Consider the following 21,756-nt stretch of genomic DNA (forward strand, 5'->3'; position numbering starts at 1 on the left):
TTGTTTTCATTAAATTTGGCAATTATTAGAATGAGTATTAGGATGAATATAAATACCACGAAACGCATACTAGCAAAATTTACTTTTTTTTTACAGCAATTTAATAAGTGCATCGGCTATAAAAATCAAATAGAATCTGGTAGTTTATAACTGTTTTGCGATAACTTTAAAAAGGTTAAAACCATGGAATATCGATTGTTCAAGAATTTAAAATATTTAGTAGTTACTTGTATTATCTACGTTATCTCAGGCTGCAGTTCGCCTTCGCTTCCTCCTGCGACAATACATCAGTCTAAAACTGTTGATGTTAATTCATATAAATATTTAATTGGTGCAGGTGATACTGTTAATATTTTCGTTTGGCGTAATCCCGAAGTTTCTGGCACCTTCAAAGTTCGACCTGATGGCATGATCACTACATCACTAGTTGAAGATATTCCTGTCTCAGGTAAAACGCCAACAGAATTAGCTAGAACAATAGAAGAGATTTTATCGAAATATCTTAGAGATCCCGTTGTGACTGTCACAGTCAATGATTTTGTCGGCCCATTTGGTGAGCAAATCCGGGTAATAGGAGAAGCTGCGCAACCACAAGCGGTTAATTATGTACAACATATGACCTTACTCGACGTCATGATTCAAGTGGGCGGATTAACAGAGTTTGCCGATGGCAATGGTGCAGTATTAGTTCGAATTGAAAATGGTAAGCAAAAACAATATACCATATTGATTGAAGACTTAATTAAAAATGGAAAAATATCGGCTAACGTTGATGTGCTTCCAGGTGATATTATCGTAATTCCAGAAACATGGTTTTAACATTACTTTATCCAATTAAAGTTTACTCCCCTGTAGTTTAGAGGTCAGGAATGCAAGAGTTATTAGAACAAGTCTTAGATTATTTAAAAGGAATTTGGTTAAAGCGTCGATACATCATGGTATCTACGTGGGCAATATGCCCTTTGTTGTGGATATTAATTGTCAATATGGATGATGTCTACGAGTCTGAGGCTAGAGTTTATGCTGACACTCAATCAATTTTAGGACCCCTCCTTAAAGGATTAACAGTAGAAACTAATACTGACCAACAAATTCAGCTCATGGTCAAAACCCTATTGAGCCGTCCAAATATCGAGCGAATCACTCGTATGACTGATCTCGATATACAGGTAGCAACTCCAAAGGATTACGAAGAACTTGTCGATAATCTAAAAGAAGATATAGTTATCAAAAAAACAGGAGGGCGACGTGAAAACATTTTTACTATTTCGTATCAACATAAAGATCCTGAAATGGCTAAGAATGTGGTGCAGTCAGCGCTAACTGTATTTATAGAAAACACCTTAGGTGAAAATCGTAGCGATACAGATACGGCAGGAAAATTTTTAGACACGCAATTAAAGGAATATGAAAGCCGCCTGCAATCTGATGAAGCAAAACTTACTGAATTTAAACAAAAATACAGTAATGTTTTACCTAATCAATATGGCGGTTATTATAACAAGTTAAGCATTGCAAAAGAGCAACTTAAAGCTATCGAGTTAAGTCTTTCAGAAGCGGAATCTCAACTTAAAAATTCGAAAAGCAAACTTGCGTCTTCAAATGTACCAAAAGAAAACACGCAATCAAATATTAAGGATTCAAATACCATCATTACCAGTTATGACGGGCGAATCACAGAGCTCCAGTCGTTACTCGACTCATTACTGCTAAAATATACAGAACAACACCCTGATGTTAAGGAAGCTAAAAACCGTTTAGATCACCTATTGGCTCAGAAAGAAAAAGAAATTCAGGACTATTTAGCTAGTCGTTCAGGTAATGAATCAGCCAAACAAATTTCCCAGAATCCAGTTATTCAAAATTTGCAGATCCAAATCAATCAATTGGAAAATCAAGTTGCCTCTATCAAGGTACGAAGAGATAACTATGCCAAAGAGGTAGAAGATCTAGAAAATAAAATTCATATTTTACCTGAAATTGAAGCAGAGCTGACGGCATTAAACCGTGGTTATGATATCACTAAGAAAAAATATGAAGAACTGTTAGCACGTAAAGAAACAGCGCAGCTAGCCAAACAAGCAGATGAAACCACGAGTAAAATCAATTTTAGAATTATTGATCCACCAAGAGCTCCTGCTGAACCAACAGGGCCAAAAAGAATTTTATTTTTGTTAGCGAGTACAGTGGTAGGATTAGGGATTGGATTAGGTTTATCATTTTTAGTTAGCCAAATAAATCCTGTTGTTACCTCTCGAAATCAAATAACTAAAGAAACTGGTATACCCGTTTTCGGCGTAGTTTCTGCGGCTGAAAAATTGGGCTTACAGCAATGGCATAAGAGGAAGACTATTGTCTTTATTATCTCCAATACTTTACTATTTTTGCTTTTAGCCTGTTTTATCATTTATTCAATTTTTCCTGAACAAGTTATGGCTCCAATAAAAGGAATGCTTTAAGAATGAGTACCATTGAAAAAGCGTTAGCTCGTAAGGCGGCAAAAGAAGCAACAAAAGCGACTTCAGAAGTTTCTGCGGACTCTGAAAATGCACCTAAAGAGCAAGTTTCTCAACATGAATCTACCATCAGTGATGAACAAGCAAGGCATCCAAAAACTCTTAACATAGATACTGAAAGTCTAAATGAACGAGGTTATCTTGTTGACACGGGTGAGCGTAAAAGTATTAAAGATGAATTTAGACAAATAAAGCGTAAATTGTTAAACAATGCCTTTGGTAGTGGCGCTAAATTGTTAAACCATCCTAATTTAATTATGGTTAGTAGTGCAAAACCAAACGAAGGTAAGACATTTGTTTCCATTAACCTCGCGTTAAGTATAGCTTCAGAGCAAGATAAAAAAGTGCTACTTATTGATGCTGATGTGCTTAGACCCAGCATAAACAGAGAACTGGGAATAGAACAAACAGAAGGATTAATTGATTATTTACTACAACCTGATAAAAACGTCAGCGATGTACTTTTCCAAACCAATATCGACAACCTTAGGGTAATGCCCGCTGGACAACCTCATCACTTATCTAATGAACTGTTAGCAAGTGAAAGAATGGCTGCTCTGGCTAATGAACTTGCCACTCGATATCCTGATCGTGTTGTTATTTTTGATTGTCCCCCTTTAATTGGGGTAACAGAAACCCTAGTACTCGCCAATTTAGTTGGCCAGGCAATAGTAGTGGTAGAAGAATCCAAAACGACAATAGCAAGTATCAAAGCCGCTACAGAGTCACTTAACGAAAACTTAGCTCTTGGCATTGTTATGAATAAAGCAATTAGATCTCATAAGGATTTGTATGGCTATTATGGCTACGGATACGGTGAAAAAGACTAAATTAGCACTTTATATTACTGCAGCTTGCCTAGTTCAACCAGCCTATGCTGGTGAGTGGTTATTTTCGCCAAATCTAATAGTTAATGAGGTGCTAACCGATAACGTTGAACTCTCAATAAGTGAGAAGCAGTCAAGCTTGGTCAGCCAGGCAGGCGTTGATATTAATACTCAGTTTGAATCTCAATATCTGACATTTGCCCTGTCTTCGAGCAGTATTTATGCTGCATACAGTCATGATCATTCACTGGATAACGATTACCATACGCTAAGTAGCGAGTTTGACTTAAAGTTGGGTCGCCAAGGCTTCTCATTAATGGGAAGTGCTGATATTGATAATAGATCGAGAAATAATGCCAAAAATTCCTTAGCAGATATTGTATCAGCCGATACAGTTAGGGTTGAACGATACAGTGGCGGGTTAGCTTACAAAGTAAGTAATAGCCAATTTCATATAAATTCCAATATAAAATATAATCTCGCTCAATCAGAAGATGATATTGGTAATTTCGAAGGATATAGTTCTCAGTTGTTATCTGAAAATGGCTCCTCCGTTAGCAACATATTCTGGAATGTTGATAGTCAATACCAAGAACGGAAAAACCAAGGTCAAACGAGTAAAAGCTACCAAGGGGAAATGAAACTAGGTTTAATTACCCAGTGGAAAGTGAACCCGTTTTTACGTTATTTCGACGAAGATAATACCGGTACAATCCAGCGTGGCAGGTCAACAGAATCTAATTCCTACGGCGTCGGTGTTAGATGGTTAGTCACACCAAGGTTATATCTAGATGTATCTTACAATACCCCGATAGGCACTAGCTTTGATTTAGAAGGGAAAAAGTTAGGGAATTATATTGACTCACGTATTAATTGGCAGCCATCGGTTAGAACATCGATAAATGCTGGTTATTCACAGCGTTTTTTTGGTGATACTTATAGCTTAACATTGCAACACCGAAATCGACGATTAAGCAACGAAATTAGCTATATAGAAGAAGTCAAAAGCTTCACTCGCGGACACTATCAAGCTATCGAACTAGGCGCATTTTGGTGTCCTAGTGGTAATAGCATTGACTTAAATAATTGCTTTATTAGTAGTAATCAAGATATAGATTTTGATCAATTTCAGCTAGTTAATGTCAGTGACTATGAACTCACCGAAGATAATGTGTTTTCTCTGTATAAAACCCTTTCATGGAACAGCGAACTAGCGTTAAGCAGAACAAAGTTTAAGCTTACCGCAGAACTTTCCAATCGGGAGGATTTAGAAACCAGAAATGAAGACGATAAGACTTATCTAAGTTTTTCAGCGTCTCGTGCTATTTCAGGCCATTCAAATATAAGCCTTAGTTCGTCATATACTGATAACTGGCTGCGAAAACATACAGATATCGAAAGAAGAGATCGCTACCGTAGTATTTCGCTCAGTTATACAAAATCCCTAAATAGTCGATTGGCAGTTGATTTTAAATTAGCCCATGTCAATCGTAGTTCAAATACTCAACAGTTTAATTACGAAGAAGGTCGAGTGGCCTTTAAAATCACAAAAGATTTTTAATATGTATGAAAATTACTATGGCTTTAAAGAAAAGCCATTTCAGTTAAGTCCAGATCCCAGGTTCTTTTTTGCCTCCAGCCATCATCAACGAGCGTTATCTTACTTACAATATGGTTTAGATCAGGGAGAAGGCTTTATTGTCATCACAGGCCCTATCGGCACAGGAAAAACCACGATAGCCAGAAACTTGCTTAACCAGATAGGTGACGAAAGCATAGTAGCAGCACAGTTGGTAACGACTAAGTTAGATCCTCAGGAACTACTGGCATTAGTAGTTTCCGAATTTCATATCGAATGTAAAGGCGATAGCAAAGCAGATTTGTTACAAGCAATTGAGCAGTTTCTAATTAGCCTGAACAAACAAGGGAAACGAGCGTTACTGATTGTTGATGAAGCACAGAATCTGCCTTCAGAAACCGTTGAAGAGCTCCGTATGCTATCTAACTTTCAATTAGACAATAAGCCGCTGATTCAAAGCTTTTTATTAGGGCAGGAAGAATTAAAGCCCATTATTCAAGCACCCAATATGGAGCAATTTCGCCAACGTATAATTGCTTCAGCTCATTTAAAACCATTATCGGTAGAAGAAGTAAAAGAATACATTAATCATCGACTACATCAAGCAGGGTGCAATCGTGAAAATTTATTTTCAGATAGTGCTTTTGAGCTTATCCACGAAAAAACTTTAGGCGTACCACGCAAAATAAATATTTTTGTTGATCGACTATTGTTATTTGGCTTTTTAGAAGAGTTAGACGCAATAACGACTGAAGCGATTATGAATGTAGCAGAAGAGATGGAAGTCGAGCTTACAGGCTCATTAAACAGCTCTGAGCTTAAGAGTCAGGAACCAGCACAGCAAGTTGTGGTCAATTCGGTTGAAAATGTTGAGAATATAAAAGAAGTACTACGCGAAGTTGAAGAAATACTAGAATCGTCAATCAAGCAAAAAGTTAAGATGGCGCGCTATGTTGATAAATTACTCAAGCATAAGAGTAAACTTTATGCGGAACAAAATATAGAGCCATAGCTTAGTAGTTAGCAAAAAATAAAAAAGCCCTTTTAAAAAGGGCTTTTTTATTGCTAGTTACAGAATGATATATTTTCTATGCTTTCAATTTTCTACGTAACATTAATGCAAACACACTAATCAGTAACAATAATGTTGGAGGTTCTGGTACTTGAACCGTTTCGTCAACAGGATCACGGGCCCAAAAGCTAAAGTTAGACAATGCGCTTCCGCCAAGTACTTCACTAATATCCCAAGTACCGGTAAATGCATAGTTATAATCTCCGGCTAAAACAGGGTCTAACTTTAATTCTTCAATACTAAAGTTATACATAGCAAAAGCATTACCTGCTTTAAAAATAATCGCTACCTGATCAAAGAAGCTACCACCTAGTAAGTCAACTAGCTCATCAGGATTCATTGCTGGTGGAGTGTAACTCCACTCACCTTTAACTGCTTCACCACCAACACAAGAGGTACTTTTACCTTTCTTGTCTAAACAGTTATCAAAAGTGATCAAGTCATCAATAAAGCTATAAGAGGTTTCACCATTTGAGCTTGTTTGACCTTTAAAGCCATTGCCTTCATCTTTACCAACATATACCCAACCTGGATCATCAACAACGCCATCACCATCCAGATCATAAAGATCACTTTGGTCAACAAAGGCACCAGGACCAGTCCACCAGCCCTTGTAACTGTCTTTATTTAACCAACCATCTTCATCGTAGCCTAAATTTTCATTCGGGCTAATAAATTCACTATTATTACCATAATATGCTCCTAAACAATCACTTGAACTTGCTGGAACATCTAAAGTAACTGGCTCACTGCCATCTAACAATTGCAATGTTGTAATCTGTAGATCTGATACATCACATTCGTTTATTGATTTTTTCGCCCATACAGTACTTACATTACCGAATACCAATAAGGTAATTAATACTAATTGTAATGGATGCTTCACGCTATAACTCCTTAAACGCTAGCCTTTAATTCATAGAATCACAAAGGCAAAGAATAACTACCCTTACAAAGCAAAATTCAGGCCAACTCAAAAAACACAGTAATTACAAGCACATAAAAACAAACGACTTTCACTACTGTAAAATATACTGACACGAAAAACAAACGAATAAATGGTACTAATCAATAAGCTTTTCAAGCTGCAAACGTGCTTTTTCAGCATCAGGAAAATCAAATTTAACCGCTTGTTGAAAATATTGTTTTGCCTGAGCTGGTTTCCCTAGCATTAATAATGTCTCACCTATTCGATACATTAAGGTTGGCTGATTTGCATTACGTGCATAAGCAAACCTTAAATGTGCAAGCCCTTCTTTTGCTTGACCAAATTGCACTAATAACCAACCATAAGTTGCCGCAATTGCCGGAGAACTTTCGTTAAGTTCACGTGCTTTTTTTGCATAATCAACCGCTTGTTTCAAGTTTGTTACTGATAGCAAAATAGCAAGCTGACGATAAGATTCTGCATCATTAAAATTCATCGCCAAGGTTGTAAAGTGCAGTACAGCTTTTTCTTTATTACCCTGATTCAAATATGCTTTAGCAAGCACTCGCCGGATATTTACGTTATCTGAATGACTTAAGTATTGTTCCAGTAGTGCAGTAGCTTCTTCATGCTTATTTACTTTAACTAGTAACGTAAACAGCTTATAAGCATGAATGGGTAAGGGATACTGGCTATACAACTGCTGAGCGCTCAGTATTGCCTGTTGATAGTTTTCCAAAAACTCAAATGCACTGATTTCTAATTGGAGTGCCTTTTTGTGACCCCGTTTTGCTATCGGCTGTAATAGTTTTAATGCTAACTGTGCCTGATTAATGTCAAGCAGCCACCGTGCTCTCATTAATTGTACATTTTCATTATTAATATCTAATGATTCAGCATATGACAACGCCCGATGAGCAAGTTCAAATCGACGACACTGCAGATACATATCCGCAATCGCGACGAGTTGCTTGGCATTATTCAATGACAAACCATACAACACTCCCAATACTTGATCCACATCGCTACACTGTTTGAGCTTTAAATGCGCAGCCGCCAAACGTGATAAGTATTGAGCATTTAGCCGATAATCGATGCGATGACGTAACAGCAACTTTAACGCGGCTTCGTCTTGGTTTATTTTCATCAAGTTATCTGCATAATGGACGAGATTATCGGCATCATCCGGTTGTAATTGATACAAACGCTCACGCCATTTATTAGCAGTATTAAAATTATTTAACTTTTCTGATAATTCCGCTAATTTAACTAACAGCAACGGCTGGTTTGGACTAATTTTATATGCCTGATTAAGAATATCTGCCGCGTTTTTAACTTGATTTTCCATCATATAGACATAATACAAATTAACGTACAGTTGCAGCATTTTAGGCGCTTTTGTTAAAGCTTTTCTTAGTTTTTCACCAGCACTTTTACTATTATCATTTTGCAAATCTATCCCGGCAGATAAACTTAAATACACAGGGTTATCAGGTTGCTTAGCAAGTAACTCACTAACAATTTTTGCCGCCTTATCTACCTGCGTCATACTAAGCTGCAACTGCCCTAACAGTATTGCCAATTGTTCGCTTGCCTCTCCACGCTGATACATTTTTTCTAACAATATTAATGCTTCAGATAAGTTGTTGGTTGCTAAAAACAACTTACTTTTATATTCGAGCAATGATAACTGCTCTGGATATTGTGCCAGCGCATGGTCAACAACAACTAATGCTTCAAAAAATTTCCCCAGTTTAACCAATACCGCTAAATTTAATTGCCAATACTCAAGTGATTTTGCTTCGCCATTATAATGCTCAAGTATCTCTAACGCCGACTGATAGCGCTCGAATTTAATATCCATATTTGCCACCATCAGGTGACTTTGCTCATGCCCTGGAAATTGTTTAGCGTAAAAATTGAGATGACTATATGCATTTTCCCAACTTTCTTGCATATATAAGCTGATACCCTGAATTAATTTGAGTGACGGATAACGGTTTAAATCTTCGCTATCTAATTTACTCAAATATGACGAGATATTTTTTGCTACTTTAGTCCCTTCATTTTTTTTCTCTGATTTAAATAAAGCAAATGCATACAATAAGTTAACGTTAGGGTAATTAGGCTTAAGTTCTAGGACGAAAGAGATATGCTCTAACGCCTGTTCTATCTTAGACTCAGCAATATAAATCTCCGCCAACAACAAGCGTGTTCTCAAATTATGATCATCTACCATTAAACTTTGATTTAACAGCGTCGTTGCTAGCGCCAATTTACCTTGCTGGTAGTAAATATCACCTTTTAACTGTAACGCTTCTGCGTTATCAGGCTCTAATTCGAAGACTTTATCAATCCATTTATCGGCAACCGATATATTTCCCTGTTTAAGGGCTAGAATAGCAAGTCCGAGATAACCTACAGCTTCTTGTGGACCACGAGCTATGGCTGAGTCAAATGCATCTTTCGCCAAATCATATTGAGTAAGCTCTAAAAATGCTCTCCCCCTTAATGAGAAAATCTCTGTAGCAATAAGGGTTGTTTGCTCGGTCACCGTTAAGGTATCTAATAACTCCTGATATTTTCCTTGTAACAGTAGGGATTGACCCAAAGGTATCAATATTTGACTACTATCAGCGCCATCGGTTAATGCTTGTTTAAACTGCTTTTCTGCATTAGCAAATTCACTTAGCAGCAAATACGTTTTACCAAGTAAGATTCGCCCTGACAAATGACGAGGATTTTCAAACATAGTATTTTTTAGCAATACTATCGATTGAGCATATTCTTTTTGATTAAAGGCCTGTAAGGCTTCTTCATATAATTGATCTGCCGTTTCCCCACGTACTGATAGAGACATGACAAAAACAACGACAGTGATTATCTTGATAAAATTCAACTTCAATGGGGACCCCAAATTTACTGTTTCAATACAAGGAACAAATAAACCATGTAGTTATGCTGTATTAATATTTAATGAGTACTTCTCAATTAAGGAATAGAGTGTTGGCCTAGTCACTCCTAATAATTCTGCGCATTTTGACATATTGCCTTCAGTTAATGCGTAAGCTTTTTGAATTGCGAGAGATTCCGCTTGTTCCCTTACTTGTCTGAGATTTAAATTCAATTCTAAGTCGGTATCTGTATGATCAAAAAAGCCTAAATCCATCGCAGTAACTTGCGTACCGGTCGCCATAATGGCCGAACTTTTCACCTTGTTTTGCAACTCACGGATATTACCCGGCCATTTATGCGCTTTTATTGCACTCAGGGCATCATCAGAAAAACTTTTGCCATTACTTTTATATTCCTGAGCATAACGCTGCAAAAAGAACTGCGCTAAAATGAGGACATCTTCATCACGTTCTCTTAACGGAGGAATATTTAGGGTAATTTCACTGACGCGATAAAACAAATCTTCTCGAAACGTTTTATTAGCAACCATTTCTTCCAGGTTTTGATTGGTCGCACACACCACACGGACATCGACTTCAATTTCCTGCCGACCACCTAAACGTTCAATTTTTTTCTCTTGCAAAAAACGTAACAATTTAGCTTGCAGATTAAACGGCATGTCACCAATTTCATCAAGAAATAAAGTGCCACCCTCCGCACATTCAATTTTACCTTTAGTCGTGCGAACAGCACCTGTGAATGCGCCTTTTTCAAAACCAAACAATTCACTTTCCAGTAAAGTTTCAGGAATTGACGCACAATTTATTGCTACAAATGGCTTGTTACTTCGCTCACTTGCCAAATGAACGGCATTAGCTGTCACTTCTTTACCTGTACCGCTTTCACCAAGCAATAATGCAGTGATCTGCGTCGGGGCAATACGTTTAACCATCATTCTAAGTCGTTCAATTGACTCGCTATTACCTATGATGCCAATGTCGTTACCACCAACAGAACGCATTAAACGATTTTCTTGTTCTAATGACGCAACACTAAACGCGCGCGCCACAATAATATTTATCACTTCCGATTCTATCGGTTTTTGATAAAAATCATACGCACCAAGCGCAATCGCTTTTAAGGCATTTTCTCTGTCGTCATTACCTGTGATCACTATCACTTTAGTATGTGGGGCAATTTTGAGAATTTCTTCCAGTGCAGCAAGCCCTTCAGTTGCATTCGCCTCATCAGGTGGCAGGCCTAAATCTAGAGTCACTACTTTAGGTTCATAACGGCGCACTGCTGCAATAGCACTTTCTCTATCAGCCGCCAATATTACTTCATAATCCGACAAACTCCATTTTAATTGTTTTTGAATTCCTTTATCGTCATCAACAACCAACAGTTTTTCCATGCTGATATAGTCCTTAACCTAAATTATTCTCTAATTGTCTATCTAATCTTTTAAGTGGCAACTGAATTTCAAATACAGTGCCTTCGTTTTCTTTACTTTTCACACTAATTTTACCGGCAATACTTTGTATAAACTGTTTTGCTTCATAGACACCTATTCCCATCCCAGCATTACCTTTGGTGGTATCAAATGGTTTAAATAAACGATTTTTTATAAAAGTTTCACTCATCCCGCAACCATTATCATTAATCATTATACAAGCCAGCTCTTTCGATACAGATAAACTCACCTTAACCCAGCCATTATCACTTGTTGCCTCTTGCGCATTTTGAATTAAATGATTAAGTACTGAATGAAACTTTTCTTGATCTAACGCAACAGAGCACGGTGCTAGTTGTTCAATTATAACCTGCGGTTGTTCTATATTACGTTGTTCAACCACTTTTTCAATGACCTTATCAAGAGCAACTTCTCGTGCCTTTGTGTTAACAATCTGCTTATTTCTTAGTTGTGATAACACTTTTGTTAGCCGTTCGGTCGCTGAGTCAACAGTTTCAAAGACGTCATCAATAAACTCAGGATTATCACGATGCTTTGTTGCATTAGCAGTGATCAAGCCTAATTGTGCCTGGATATTTTTCAAATCATGAAGTAAAAAAGCCGACATCCGGTTAAAGGCATCAAACTGTTTTGCTTCAGCTAGCTCATCATTCGCCTCATTTAGCGAAATAAAATTACCCAGTTGCTTTGATACCGCAAACAATAAATCACGATCTTCCCAATTAAGCTGTTTCAGATCATGCACTCGACCTATCACGAATAAACCGTAAAACGCTTTGCCAATAAAAATAGGCACGATAATCCGAACATGAAAGCTATGGCACAAATCGACATCAATATTAAGCTCAGGATACATACTAGGCTTCACCTCGTATTCGTCAACATCAACAATCCAGCCTTTTTCTCGACAAAATCGACTCACCAAAGCCAGTTGCAAATTAAACGCATCGCTTAATGCTAACCCTTGAGAAAATTTGATATCAAAATGTAAGTCATTTTTTTTCTTGATAATCGCGCCCCCTTGGGCGTTTAATTTTGACATCATAATGGTGGTTGCCATCTGATAATAGTTTTCAGCACTGGTAGTTTCAATTTTTTCAATCAAATCCAGCCATTCATCTCGATATTCATAACGATTGGCAAAGAAGTTTTTAGCAATAAAAACTTTTAGCTTACGTCTGAGTGATTCAGTGATCAATAAAGCCACCAATACAATACCACTAAGCATTAAAAATCCAATGCTAACGACACTACCCCATTGACCACCAAGATAGTTAATAACATAACCGGCAAATGCCATAATCAGCAGATAAATACCTGCCATCATCAAAATAGAACTGTAAAACACCACCTGTCGGGATACAAAAATTCTCACCGAACCATTTTTTACCCGCCGGGTACTGACCAGCAGCAGTGGCGATATCACCAAAGCAATAAAGCCCCTGCTATACCAAAAATCAAAATCAATTCCATTAACCATGGTCGCCTGGGCATATAAAACAAAATCAAAAATAGCAACACTGGCTAACGCGACGATCAATGGCCATATTGCCCAGCGCACGTGGTCATCGGCACTACGATAAAGCTGCTCAATTAACACTAACGTCCATAGATTTAAAATAATAAACAACAAAAATAAATATTCATATGAATAATCGAGCAGATAGGTCGCTAACCAAGATGTTGCCATCAACAGTGCCCAGACACTGACATACTGTCGAATATGATAATTAGTTAGCAGGCGCCGAATAGAAGTAAGCTCAGTATTGCAAATCAATAGCATTATCGACCAACACGCGATTTTAACGCCATCTGCCAACATTACCCATTGCAAGTTAAAGCCCCAGTTAATCTGGGCAAAAGCAATAGCATTGGCAACTAGGGTACTCAATGCAGATATGATCATCCACTGTGCTAATAAGGACTTATTACGGGCAGCAAAAATCAATAAAGTAAAAACTAAATAAGCGGCTGCACTTAAGGCAAAACCAACAAGTCCAATAAATTCCATACTTCCTGCTTTGTTCTACTAAGAATTAGTTCGAGTAAATAGCTGCGTCAAAATAGGTACCAACATAAAGCTGGCAATCGCCGAAACACATAACCCAGAAATTATCACAACACCTAATGGCTGCCACAAACTGCCACCAAACAGAGTTAACGGTAACAAACCACCAATAGTTGTTAATGTCGTTAATAATATCGGGGTAAAACGAGTAGCGCTTGCATCCAAAATAGCAAGGCGCATATCTCCGCTTTGGCTAAAATTATAATTAGCGGTATCGATCAAAATAATGGCATTATTCACCACGATGCCAAACAAGCTGATCAAGCCAATAAACGCCATCATCGAAAATGACAGTTCAAATAAATAAAGGCCGATAACAGAACCAGCAATCGCAAAAGGAATCGAAGTAAAGATCACTAACGGCTGCATAAACGACTTAAACTGCAATACCAGTACAGAAAATATTCCTATCGCGGTGATGATCATAATTTGTGTAAGCCCGGCAAAAGACTCCTGTCGAGACTCTTCTTCCCCACCTAAGGTGTAATACATGCCAACAGGAAATGGGTAATTATCTAAATAGCTAACCACCTGTTGTGTTAACGCCGTCACAGAATAACCATGATCAGCATCAGCAGAAACCTTCGCCATCCTTTGCTTTTGATAATGGAAAAATTCTGAATGCCCTTTCGCAAGTTCAACCGAAACCACCTGAGATAAAGGCACTAATTGTCCCAACTTATTAGCAATATACACCTTATCAAGCACGGTCAAATCAGCATTTTTATGATGGACCAAAATCGGATAACTCTCACCATTACTATCACTAAACTGGCCAACATAATTACCACTAATAATGGTTTTCAGTGTCAAATCAAGCTGATTAATATCAATACCTGACATCCCCGCTTTTTCATAATCAATATCCATAACCAATTCGGTATTTGCCAAACCAATAGGGTTTTCAATATTAATTACACCATCCAGGTTCGCCATAAATTGGCCGAGATCTTTAGCGACAACCTCTAGTTCTGTTAATGATTCACTCATTAAGCGCACGGTAATAGGTTGATCAGTTACAGGTCCCTGAGTAAATTCTTTTACGGTAATTTTTGCCTGATGCCAACTGGAAAATTCACTGCGAAGCTGTGCTACCAACTGACTGATTTGATGTTCATCAAACATAGACAGCACGACAAGTATTTGCCCATAATTGGCGACACCACGCTTGGGCACTTCATTGTAATAAATTCTCGGATTAGAATTGCCTACATTCAGGGCAAGCTCATCCACTAATTGATAACCTTTCAGTTTTTCGGCAACCTGATGCACGACGTCATTAGTATAAGCGAGAGAGGAATTTCGCGGTGCTTCCACCTCAATTAACATCATAGGCTTTTCCGCTTTAGGAAATAAGCTCAACCCCACTTTGCTAAACAAAGAAAACATCCCGGCTAATGCAATTATAAAAACCACAACAACCAGCAGCTTTCTTTTCATCAATGTACTCAGTAAGCTTTTATAATGATTCAGGGCAAAGGCATTAACATAGTGCTGCAACATTTTAAATTTACTGCTTTTGCTCTGAAATAGTTTACTTGATAATAACGGTGTAAAGGTTAACGCCAACAGAAGGGAAGCCAGTAATACTAACACCACAGTCACCGGCATAGAACGAATAAAGTCACCGGTATCACTGGCTATCATCAGCATAGGCAAAAACGCAAACATAGTAGTGACAGTACCACTAGTAATCGCCCAACCCACCCTACTGGTACCTGATGCTGCCGCTTCTTTTAAGTTAAGTCGCAGCTTCTTTTCCCGATGAATGCTTTCAGTCACCACAATAGCATTATCCACCAATAAGCCTAGTGCGATAATTAAGCCAACAATCGACATTTGCTGTAGACCAAAACCAGCAAAATCTAACCAGCCAATGGCAATTAAAAACGACAAAGGGATCACGGCAATCACGACCAATGCTTCCCTTACCCCTAAAAATAACAATGACATCACACCGACTAACGCTAAACCTTGCCATAAATTATCAAAGAAGCCATTTACGCGAGTTTCGACACTGTCTGCCTGTTCAAATATTGTAGTGACTTTAACATTTGATGGCAGTTGTTGACGAAAATCATCAACTTCTGCCGTTAATTGTTTAGTTAAATCAAAAATATTGGTATTTTTTCGTTGCTCTAACGTAATAAAAATCACGGGATTTTCGTTGAAATACGCCAGATATGATGGCTTAGCATGACCAAACTCTATGGTAGCAACATCTTCCAGCTTAACCACTAACTCAGCATTAGAATAAATCACAGTCTCTGCTAATTGGCTAACTTGCTGATAATTACCGCTGGCTTTAACGTTAAAACGACGACTGCTGGCATCAAGAAATCCTGGTGTTATATTGAGTGCCCGCCCCTGTAAAACCTGATTAATATGATTAACCGATAACCCATAATGCTGTAGTAAATCTAAATTAAGATCGATAGACACGACTTGCTGCGGGTAACCCCAGATATCCGCTTTTTTCACACTGGCGATGGTTTCTAGGCGCTTTTCTAATTTTTTTGCGTAGAACTCCATTTCTTTATAATTTATCGGCTCACTCCATAACGCCAATTGAGCCACTGCAACACTGGTCGGCGTCGCTTTGAGCACTAGCACATCTTGCACATCACTCGGCAACTTAGGCTTCACTGTAGCAACCGCCTGCTTAACCTCATCAAAGGCAATTTGCGGATCACTACCATAGATAAACTTAATTTCGATGCGGGCACCATCATTTTTAATCTGGGTTTCTATTTGTTTGATCCCTTCAATATCTGCAAATTCTTGCTCCAAAGGGTTAACCGCTAAGGTTTCAATATCATTTGGCGAAACCCCGGGATAAATAACTTCGATTAAGGTGATTGGAATATCAAATTGAGGATCTTCAGAGCGAGGCATATTGAAATAGGAAACTATCCCTACCAATACCAGTAAAATAACAATCGTTAAAGTAAACTGCGCATTATTTATTGCAATACGAGGTAACTTCATATCCGTTACTCGCTTACTTTCAGCTGTTGCCAGCCTTGAGTAACAATTTCTAATGCTTCGTTGTGATTTTCCGTGCTCAGGTAAATAAACTGATTATCAATATTTAACACCGAGAATGTTTGATACACGAAGCTATTGTCATCTGACTTGGTCATTAATATCGCATTACCCGATTCATCCATCTCTATCAAGGCACTCATTGGCACTTTATAAACAAATTTTTCGGTAACAAAATCAATATCAACCTGAGCCAACTGTCCTGCGACAACACCACTACCAGCCTTTATACCCGTTAACAATATTTCAATTAAATATAATTGACCATCGGTATTACTCATTACCGGTACTTTAGAAATAACTCCACTGACCTCACCCAGATTCGCAAGCCTGACTCGGACATTTTGCCCCTGTTTAACAAAAGTAATTTCATCATTGGTTAAACTTACTTTAACCACTAAGTTATTATTTATTGCCGCTACCGATAACACTTGTTGTCCAGGAGCATGAAATTCAGCCAATTCACTAAACCTAGCTAATACCACGCCATCAAATGGTGCATATATTTCTGCTTTTTCAAGATTATAAAAAGCAACCTGATAAGCTTCTCTTGCTGTATCTACATTAGTTTGTGCTGCATCTAACTGCTGTTGAGTACTCAGCTCCTGCTCAATTAATTTCCTAATGCGATTGACTTCTCGTTTAGCCTGCAGCAATCGGCTGTACTTCGCATTTTTATCAGCTTTTAGCTCTTCGGTATTTAATGAAGCTAATGGTTGGTTCTGAGTAAAAAAATCCCCTTCGTCAACCGATAGCTTTTTCAAAAAACCACTACTTTTAAATGACAGGTTTAATGTACGTTTAAATGCTACCTTGCCTGCACGGGTAAAAGACTTTTCATAAGGTGCAACTGACACTTGTGCCAACTCATAATTTTGAGCAGTAACAAGTTGTGGGATCAATATAGAAAAGACGATTATGTAACTAAAAAAATATTTCATAGCTTCGACTGTAACTACCTTGTTGATGTAACTAGCATTTATTATAGTGCTACTTTAAGCCGACACACGATAAATGTACATTAAATTCATAAGGCTTAGGGGTAAAAACAGCCTATTGTCGGTAGAAACAACAGCGCCAAACAAATAATTAATAAGATGCTCTAGACAAGCGCCTAGATACCCATTAGTATTGCGGCGTTTCACTATTATGCACCCATAGCTCAGCTGGATAGAGCGCTGCCCTCCGGAGGCAGAGGTCGCAGGTTCGACTCCTGCTGGGTGCGCCACCCCTCGCATTTCTGTCAGATAATTTTACACTTTTTTAATTGGTGAAAAATTACAACAAATATAACTTAACCCATTCAAACACTTAGTAAAGTGGCACTTTTTATGCGTAATTTTTAATCAATCAGAACAATCCATTTTTTATTCGAAAGGGGTTTTACAATGTTTAAACTGTTATCTCGCATATTTTGCTATGCAATGATAATGGGTATTTTTTCAGCAGTTACTCATGCAGGTATTATTGCTAACACAGCCACTTGCGATACTTCAACCGCGACACTCGACTCTATTCACCTTTCAGATTTAGATATTTCTGCAAACACTGGAGGTGCTACAGGAAGTAATTTATTATTATCCGGCCCCTATGACGCAACTTCATGTATCGGCTTATTTGGTGGCAATGACTCTCAAGTACCACCGTTAGATAATAATATTGGAGAATATGGCGATGGTCTGCTCAACGGGGCTATTTTTACTTCCGGCCCTTATAATGGAGATCAGTTAAGTGGTTTAGAATTTATCGACCCATCTGATTTACAAGATATTGATGGTGATGGTAATGCCACAGATCCTGGCTGGATTCATTTAGGAAAATTTGAAGCAGGCGATGATCAACTATCTGGTCAGTACAGCAGTATTACTTCTTATGATCAATCGATGACTTTAGCTATTTCTGATGTTTTACGATTATCATTCACCTGCGAAGACGAAGATGAAGAAGGATTTGGCGATTGTACCTCATTGAGTTGGACACTTTCTACCGATAAAGACATTGTCGAAACAGTACAAGATATCATCGGTAAATCTACCTTTGATCACTTAGCTTTTTCGGTAAAATCCGGTAACGAAAAAAGTGGTGGTGGCTGGGCTATTTACGATTTTAATTTCAAAGATATTTTTCAAAATGAAATTGATAATGGCAATCTACTATTTGCTGATCCCAGTGCTTTTACTACAGCGTTTGTTTTAGGTGGTACATTAAATTTAGGTGAAGATTTTGGTGGTAAAGGTTTATCTCATCTAAGTGTCTGGGCCCGAGACCCTGCTGACACAGTACAAATTCCAGAACCATCAACGATTGCTATATTAGGTTTAGCCATCATGCTATTAACATATAGAAGAGTTCGCACTTAATCATTAATAGCATTAACTAGTTAATGCCCATTATCACAATGGGCATTTTTATTATTAATAAATTATCTAGATACTTCAACAACATATTATTGCTAATAACTTTATGCTCACGTAGAGTAGTTGTTATTTAACTTCATTAACTATGAGTCAATCGATCCCGCAAAATCATTTATGCTCGATCACCTTGCTAGGTAATTTGGTCGCTAAACCGGATATTCGTTATCAGGCTAATCCGGTGACCGCAATTGCAGAGTTCACTGTGGCAACGCACAGCAAATGGTACGATAAAAAAACTGGCCAATATAAAGAATGGACCCATTATCACACCATTAAAATGATCGGCGATGTCGTTGAGCGCAGCCTGTTGCAAGCAGAAAAAGGTGATATCTTGTTAATTCAGGGCTTTATGGTAAACAGTAAAAAGTCCAATAGAGAAATTATTCACGCCACGTACGCCCATAGATACCCTAAAGGTTATACTCAATCAATTAATCAATTACAGTGTAGCGGTAAAATTATCAGTGAAGTCAAACTGGTCACCACAGAAAAAAATCAACAATTAGCAGAGCTATCATTAAATCTGAATTTTTATGTCTACTCCCCAATATCACAAGAACTACGCTGCATAGATATTATTCGCACGGTTCATGTCTGGGGAAAACAAGCAGGTTATTTAAATGACACTGTGATGATAGGAGATGAGTTAATAATCGATGGTAAATTAAGCTATCTCAATAATAGCAGTAAATCACAATTAATTGATGCGCAGCATGTTGTCTTACAAAAAACAAGCTAATATCATGAAAAACAATTACTTCAAGGTAGAGTTAAATCAGTAAACGCATATGATAAACAGAATTTTTCGCTTCTCCCTGATCAACAAGTTTTATCTTGTTCTCCATCTGGCACTAATGTCAGCTATTAACTGCTACGCACAATCATTTGAAATTAAAGAAATAGAATTACCTAACCCAGAGCATGCTCCAAGCTGGCGACAACTTGTAAAAAACCCAAGATCATCAACACAATTTTTCCTAGCTAATCGCCAAGGACAAATAAGCATACTCAATAACGAACAAGTACAAGCGCCGGCTTTGCTGGATCTGAAAACTTTCTATCCAAATCTTATTGCCCTCACTGCGTTTACCACACACCCCGCCTTTAACTTATCAAAGCAAGTCGGTTACCTAAGCTTTTACACTGCTCATATTGAAAAACCGAATGAAGAAGCCAATCCAAACCCAATCAGCCCTTATCGATTTGAGCAAGCAACTCCGTACCAGCTGGTATTAAGCGAATGGCAACTCAAAGATAAAACCGAATCACTGACGTTAAAAAGAGGCGGGCATAAAACCATACTACGGATTGATGTACCCAGTGTAGATATCACAATAGAACAATTGTCATTTAGTCCTTTTATTCAACCTTGGCAAGATAACTATGGCCAGCTATTAATGACATTAGGCACAGACAAAAACTATCAAAAAATTCCTCTTTATTCAGGCGCCATATTAAGGATTCAACCGGAAAAATTTGGTACAAAAAATTATCGAGTTCCGCAGTCCAATCCCTTTATCGAACAAATAACCATTAATAATGAAATTGTTGCTGCTCACTTAGGTAAGATTCATTCCATTTATTGGTCAAAACAACATACCGAAGCATTATTTATTAATCATGAATTAAAACAAAAGCTTAACTGGTCACAAATCACCTTAGGCAGTGATTTTATTGAATCTTCAGTGAAGGCTAATACCTTCTATTCAGCGGCCCAGAGCAAAATTTCTAACAGTATTGTCTACCGCGGAAATAAGCTAAAAAGTCAGCGCAATAAAGTCTTATATTTATCTTGGCAAGATCAGTGGCGACTGATGTCTACTGATTCGCAATCACCTGAGCAGCCAGAGATTATTCACCAATTTAATCGACAAGAAATATCAGCAGATGCTGAGCTAATGCTCGTAGTAGATCAGCAAAATGAACCTATAATATTCAATCAGTCAAATGCATCTATTTTGCATTTATTAGCCGATAACGCTCAAACATTAGCCACAACGCAACAATCAAACATCAAACAGCAAGCGCCTGAAAGCAGCTTAGTCTACCTCATTGCAATGATTGTAATTGTCGTGATTTTAATCGTCATTTGGCTATCAAAACGTTCTGCATTACCAACGATCAAAAAATATCTTCATAGCCAATATGCTCAATTTGACGTAAATGAAGCAGAAAATCAGATAGCACTGTACCAAAGACACCATAAAGACCCCTCACTTGAGCTCTCTTTATCTCAAATAATTGAAAGTTCTATTTACCTCAATGGCGAATGCCTATCTACTGTTAGAAAAAATAAAAAAGGCGCTTTTTCAAATCAAAAAGAACGAGCTGTGATAGCTGAGATAGCAAAAGAGCAACGTGAAAAAATGGTCGACGACAGGATCAGAAAATGTGAATTACTGATAACCGATAGTGATAAAAATAGTTATCGGGTATGCAACTATTTTCGTAAAGGCAACCAGCGATTGACTAAAGCTAAGTTTGAACAAGCCACTGAGCAACTTATCGATTGGTGTTGGAAAATATCTTCGGTTATGAATCCACAGCATACCGAGGCGAGAAAAATTCCCGTTCAAGCAGAAGTTACATTAGCCAACACTGATAGCAAAATAAAAGAAAAGCTTGAGACTAAAGAATCGATATTAAAACCCACGGTTTCCCAGGAGGCTCAGCAGCCAAGCAAAGCAATTGACGTCAATACAACAGCTCAGTTAGCACAAACGACTGAAGGTATTAATAAGACTAAAGAAAACACAAGTAATGCGGCTCAAACAGATTTAGACCCCCAACAAAAACTACAGCAGGAACTAACCAGCCTGTCTATCGTTGAAGCCCTGGAAAAACTTGCACAGCTAAAACAGCAGAGCTTATTGACTGAACAAGAGTTTGAACAGGCTAAAAGTAAAATCCTTAATTTACCCTAATAGTAAAACTA

Annotated in this window: 14 protein-coding genes and 1 tRNA gene; 9 read left to right on the forward strand and 6 right to left on the reverse strand. The window is 37.8% G+C overall.

Going from position 1 to position 21,756, the window contains the following annotated elements; genetic code table 11:
- Nucleotides 1-183 precede the first annotated feature (183 nt).
- Genes QQK06_RS07795 through QQK06_RS07815 form a run of 5 tightly spaced genes read left to right on the forward strand, consistent with a single transcriptional unit; the run spans nt 184 to nt 5,934 of the window.
- The gene (locus QQK06_RS07795) at nt 184-819 is read left to right on the forward strand and encodes an XrtA/PEP-CTERM system exopolysaccharide export protein (RefSeq protein ID WP_284244093.1); all 636 of its coding nucleotides are present in this window, start codon (nt 184-186) and stop codon (nt 817-819) included.
- Nucleotides 820-869: 50 nt separating this feature from the next.
- Nucleotides 870-2,459: an XrtA system polysaccharide chain length determinant gene (locus QQK06_RS07800; RefSeq protein WP_284244094.1), complete on the forward strand. Its 1,590-nt coding sequence runs from the start codon at nt 870-872 to the stop codon at nt 2,457-2,459.
- A gap of 2 nt (nt 2,460-2,461) precedes the next feature.
- On the forward strand, nt 2,462-3,346 hold the full coding sequence (locus tag QQK06_RS07805; protein WP_284244095.1) for an XrtA-associated tyrosine autokinase: 885 nt from the start codon (nt 2,462-2,464) through the stop codon (nt 3,344-3,346).
- Complete coding sequence (locus QQK06_RS07810) at nt 3,309-4,904, forward strand: TIGR03016 family PEP-CTERM system-associated outer membrane protein (protein WP_284244096.1); 1,596 nt, start codon at nt 3,309-3,311, stop codon at nt 4,902-4,904. The genes QQK06_RS07805 and QQK06_RS07810 overlap by 38 nt, the downstream gene beginning before the upstream one ends.
- A gap of 1 nt (nt 4,905) precedes the next feature.
- A complete protein-coding gene (locus tag QQK06_RS07815; protein WP_284244097.1) occupies nt 4,906-5,934 on the forward strand; it encodes an XrtA/PEP-CTERM system-associated ATPase in 1,029 nt (342 codons plus the stop codon).
- Nucleotides 5,935-6,010: 76 nt separating this feature from the next.
- Here the strand turns inward: QQK06_RS07815 and QQK06_RS07820 are convergent, their stop codons facing one another.
- The 6 genes from QQK06_RS07820 to QQK06_RS07845 form a co-directional block, all read right to left on the reverse strand.
- Nucleotides 6,011-6,880 carry a PEP-CTERM sorting domain-containing protein gene (locus QQK06_RS07820; protein ID WP_284244098.1) on the reverse strand — a complete coding sequence of 290 codons (870 nt, stop codon included), beginning with the start codon at nt 6,878-6,880 and terminating at the stop codon, nt 6,011-6,013.
- Nucleotides 6,881-7,058: 178 nt separating this feature from the next.
- Nucleotides 7,059-9,827: an XrtA/PEP-CTERM system TPR-repeat protein PrsT gene (gene prsT, locus QQK06_RS07825; RefSeq protein WP_284244099.1), complete on the reverse strand. Its 2,769-nt coding sequence runs from the start codon at nt 9,825-9,827 to the stop codon at nt 7,059-7,061.
- Between the two features lie 51 nt (nt 9,828-9,878).
- Nucleotides 9,879-11,231 (reverse strand): PEP-CTERM-box response regulator transcription factor, encoded by a 1,353-nt coding sequence (prsR, locus tag QQK06_RS07830; RefSeq protein WP_284244100.1) that lies wholly within the window; start codon nt 11,229-11,231, stop codon nt 9,879-9,881.
- 13 nt (nt 11,232-11,244) lie between these two features.
- Entirely contained in the window at nt 11,245-13,302 is a 2,058-nt protein-coding gene (gene prsK / locus QQK06_RS07835; protein WP_284244101.1) for an XrtA/PEP-CTERM system histidine kinase PrsK, read from the reverse strand.
- Between the two features lie 18 nt (nt 13,303-13,320).
- Nucleotides 13,321-16,347 (reverse strand): efflux RND transporter permease subunit, encoded by a 3,027-nt coding sequence (locus QQK06_RS07840; protein WP_284244102.1) that lies wholly within the window; start codon nt 16,345-16,347, stop codon nt 13,321-13,323.
- 5 nt (nt 16,348-16,352) lie between these two features.
- Complete coding sequence (locus QQK06_RS07845; protein WP_284244103.1) at nt 16,353-17,345, reverse strand: efflux RND transporter periplasmic adaptor subunit; 993 nt, start codon at nt 17,343-17,345, stop codon at nt 16,353-16,355.
- 210 nt (nt 17,346-17,555) lie between these two features.
- Between QQK06_RS07845 and QQK06_RS07850 the strand changes: the two genes are divergently transcribed.
- The 4 genes from QQK06_RS07850 to QQK06_RS07865 all read left to right on the forward strand — a co-directional run bounded on the left by QQK06_RS07850 (nt 17,556) and on the right by QQK06_RS07865 (nt 21,745).
- Nucleotides 17,556-17,632 (forward strand) — tRNA-Arg (locus QQK06_RS07850).
- A 160-nt stretch (nt 17,633-17,792) separates the two neighbouring features.
- The gene (locus tag QQK06_RS07855; protein ID WP_284244104.1) at nt 17,793-18,764 is read left to right on the forward strand and encodes a PEP-CTERM sorting domain-containing protein; all 972 of its coding nucleotides are present in this window, start codon (nt 17,793-17,795) and stop codon (nt 18,762-18,764) included.
- Between the two features lie 142 nt (nt 18,765-18,906).
- Nucleotides 18,907-19,560, forward strand: coding sequence for a single-stranded DNA-binding protein (locus tag QQK06_RS07860; RefSeq protein ID WP_284244105.1), 654 nt, complete (start codon nt 18,907-18,909; stop codon nt 19,558-19,560).
- Between the two features lie 49 nt (nt 19,561-19,609).
- A complete protein-coding gene (locus QQK06_RS07865) occupies nt 19,610-21,745 on the forward strand; it encodes an SHOCT domain-containing protein (protein WP_284244106.1) in 2,136 nt (711 codons plus the stop codon).
- Nucleotides 21,746-21,756 lie beyond the last annotated feature (11 nt).

The organism is Thalassotalea insulae (genome assembly GCF_030161395.1).
Lineage (GTDB): Bacteria > Pseudomonadota > Gammaproteobacteria > Enterobacterales > Alteromonadaceae > Thalassotalea_E > Thalassotalea_E insulae.

What these genes read in the sequence shown, in the direction of transcription:
- QQK06_RS07795 (WP_284244093.1), top strand. Translation starts at nt 184, where the DNA reads ATGGAATATCGATTGTTCAAGAATTTAAAATATTTAGTAGTTACTTGT.
- QQK06_RS07800 (WP_284244094.1), top strand. Translation starts at nt 870, where the DNA reads ATGCAAGAGTTATTAGAACAAGTCTTAGATTATTTAAAAGGAATTTGG.
- QQK06_RS07805 (WP_284244095.1), top strand. Translation starts at nt 2,462, where the DNA reads ATGAGTACCATTGAAAAAGCGTTAGCTCGTAAGGCGGCAAAAGAAGCA.
- QQK06_RS07810 (WP_284244096.1), top strand. Translation starts at nt 3,309, where the DNA reads ATGGCTATTATGGCTACGGATACGGTGAAAAAGACTAAATTAGCACTT.
- QQK06_RS07815 (WP_284244097.1), top strand. Translation starts at nt 4,906, where the DNA reads ATGTATGAAAATTACTATGGCTTTAAAGAAAAGCCATTTCAGTTAAGT.
- prsR (WP_284244100.1), bottom strand. Translation starts at nt 11,231, where the DNA reads ATGGAAAAACTGTTGGTTGTTGATGACGATAAAGGAATTCAAAAACAA.
- prsK (WP_284244101.1), bottom strand. Translation starts at nt 13,302, where the DNA reads ATGGAATTTATTGGACTTGTTGGTTTTGCCTTAAGTGCAGCCGCTTAT.
- QQK06_RS07840 (WP_284244102.1), bottom strand. Translation starts at nt 16,347, where the DNA reads ATGAAGTTACCTCGTATTGCAATAAATAATGCGCAGTTTACTTTAACG.
- QQK06_RS07845 (WP_284244103.1), bottom strand. Translation starts at nt 17,345, where the DNA reads ATGAAATATTTTTTTAGTTACATAATCGTCTTTTCTATATTGATCCCA.
- QQK06_RS07855 (WP_284244104.1), top strand. Translation starts at nt 17,793, where the DNA reads ATGTTTAAACTGTTATCTCGCATATTTTGCTATGCAATGATAATGGGT.
- QQK06_RS07860 (WP_284244105.1), top strand. Translation starts at nt 18,907, where the DNA reads ATGAGTCAATCGATCCCGCAAAATCATTTATGCTCGATCACCTTGCTA.
- QQK06_RS07865 (WP_284244106.1), top strand. Translation starts at nt 19,610, where the DNA reads ATGATAAACAGAATTTTTCGCTTCTCCCTGATCAACAAGTTTTATCTT.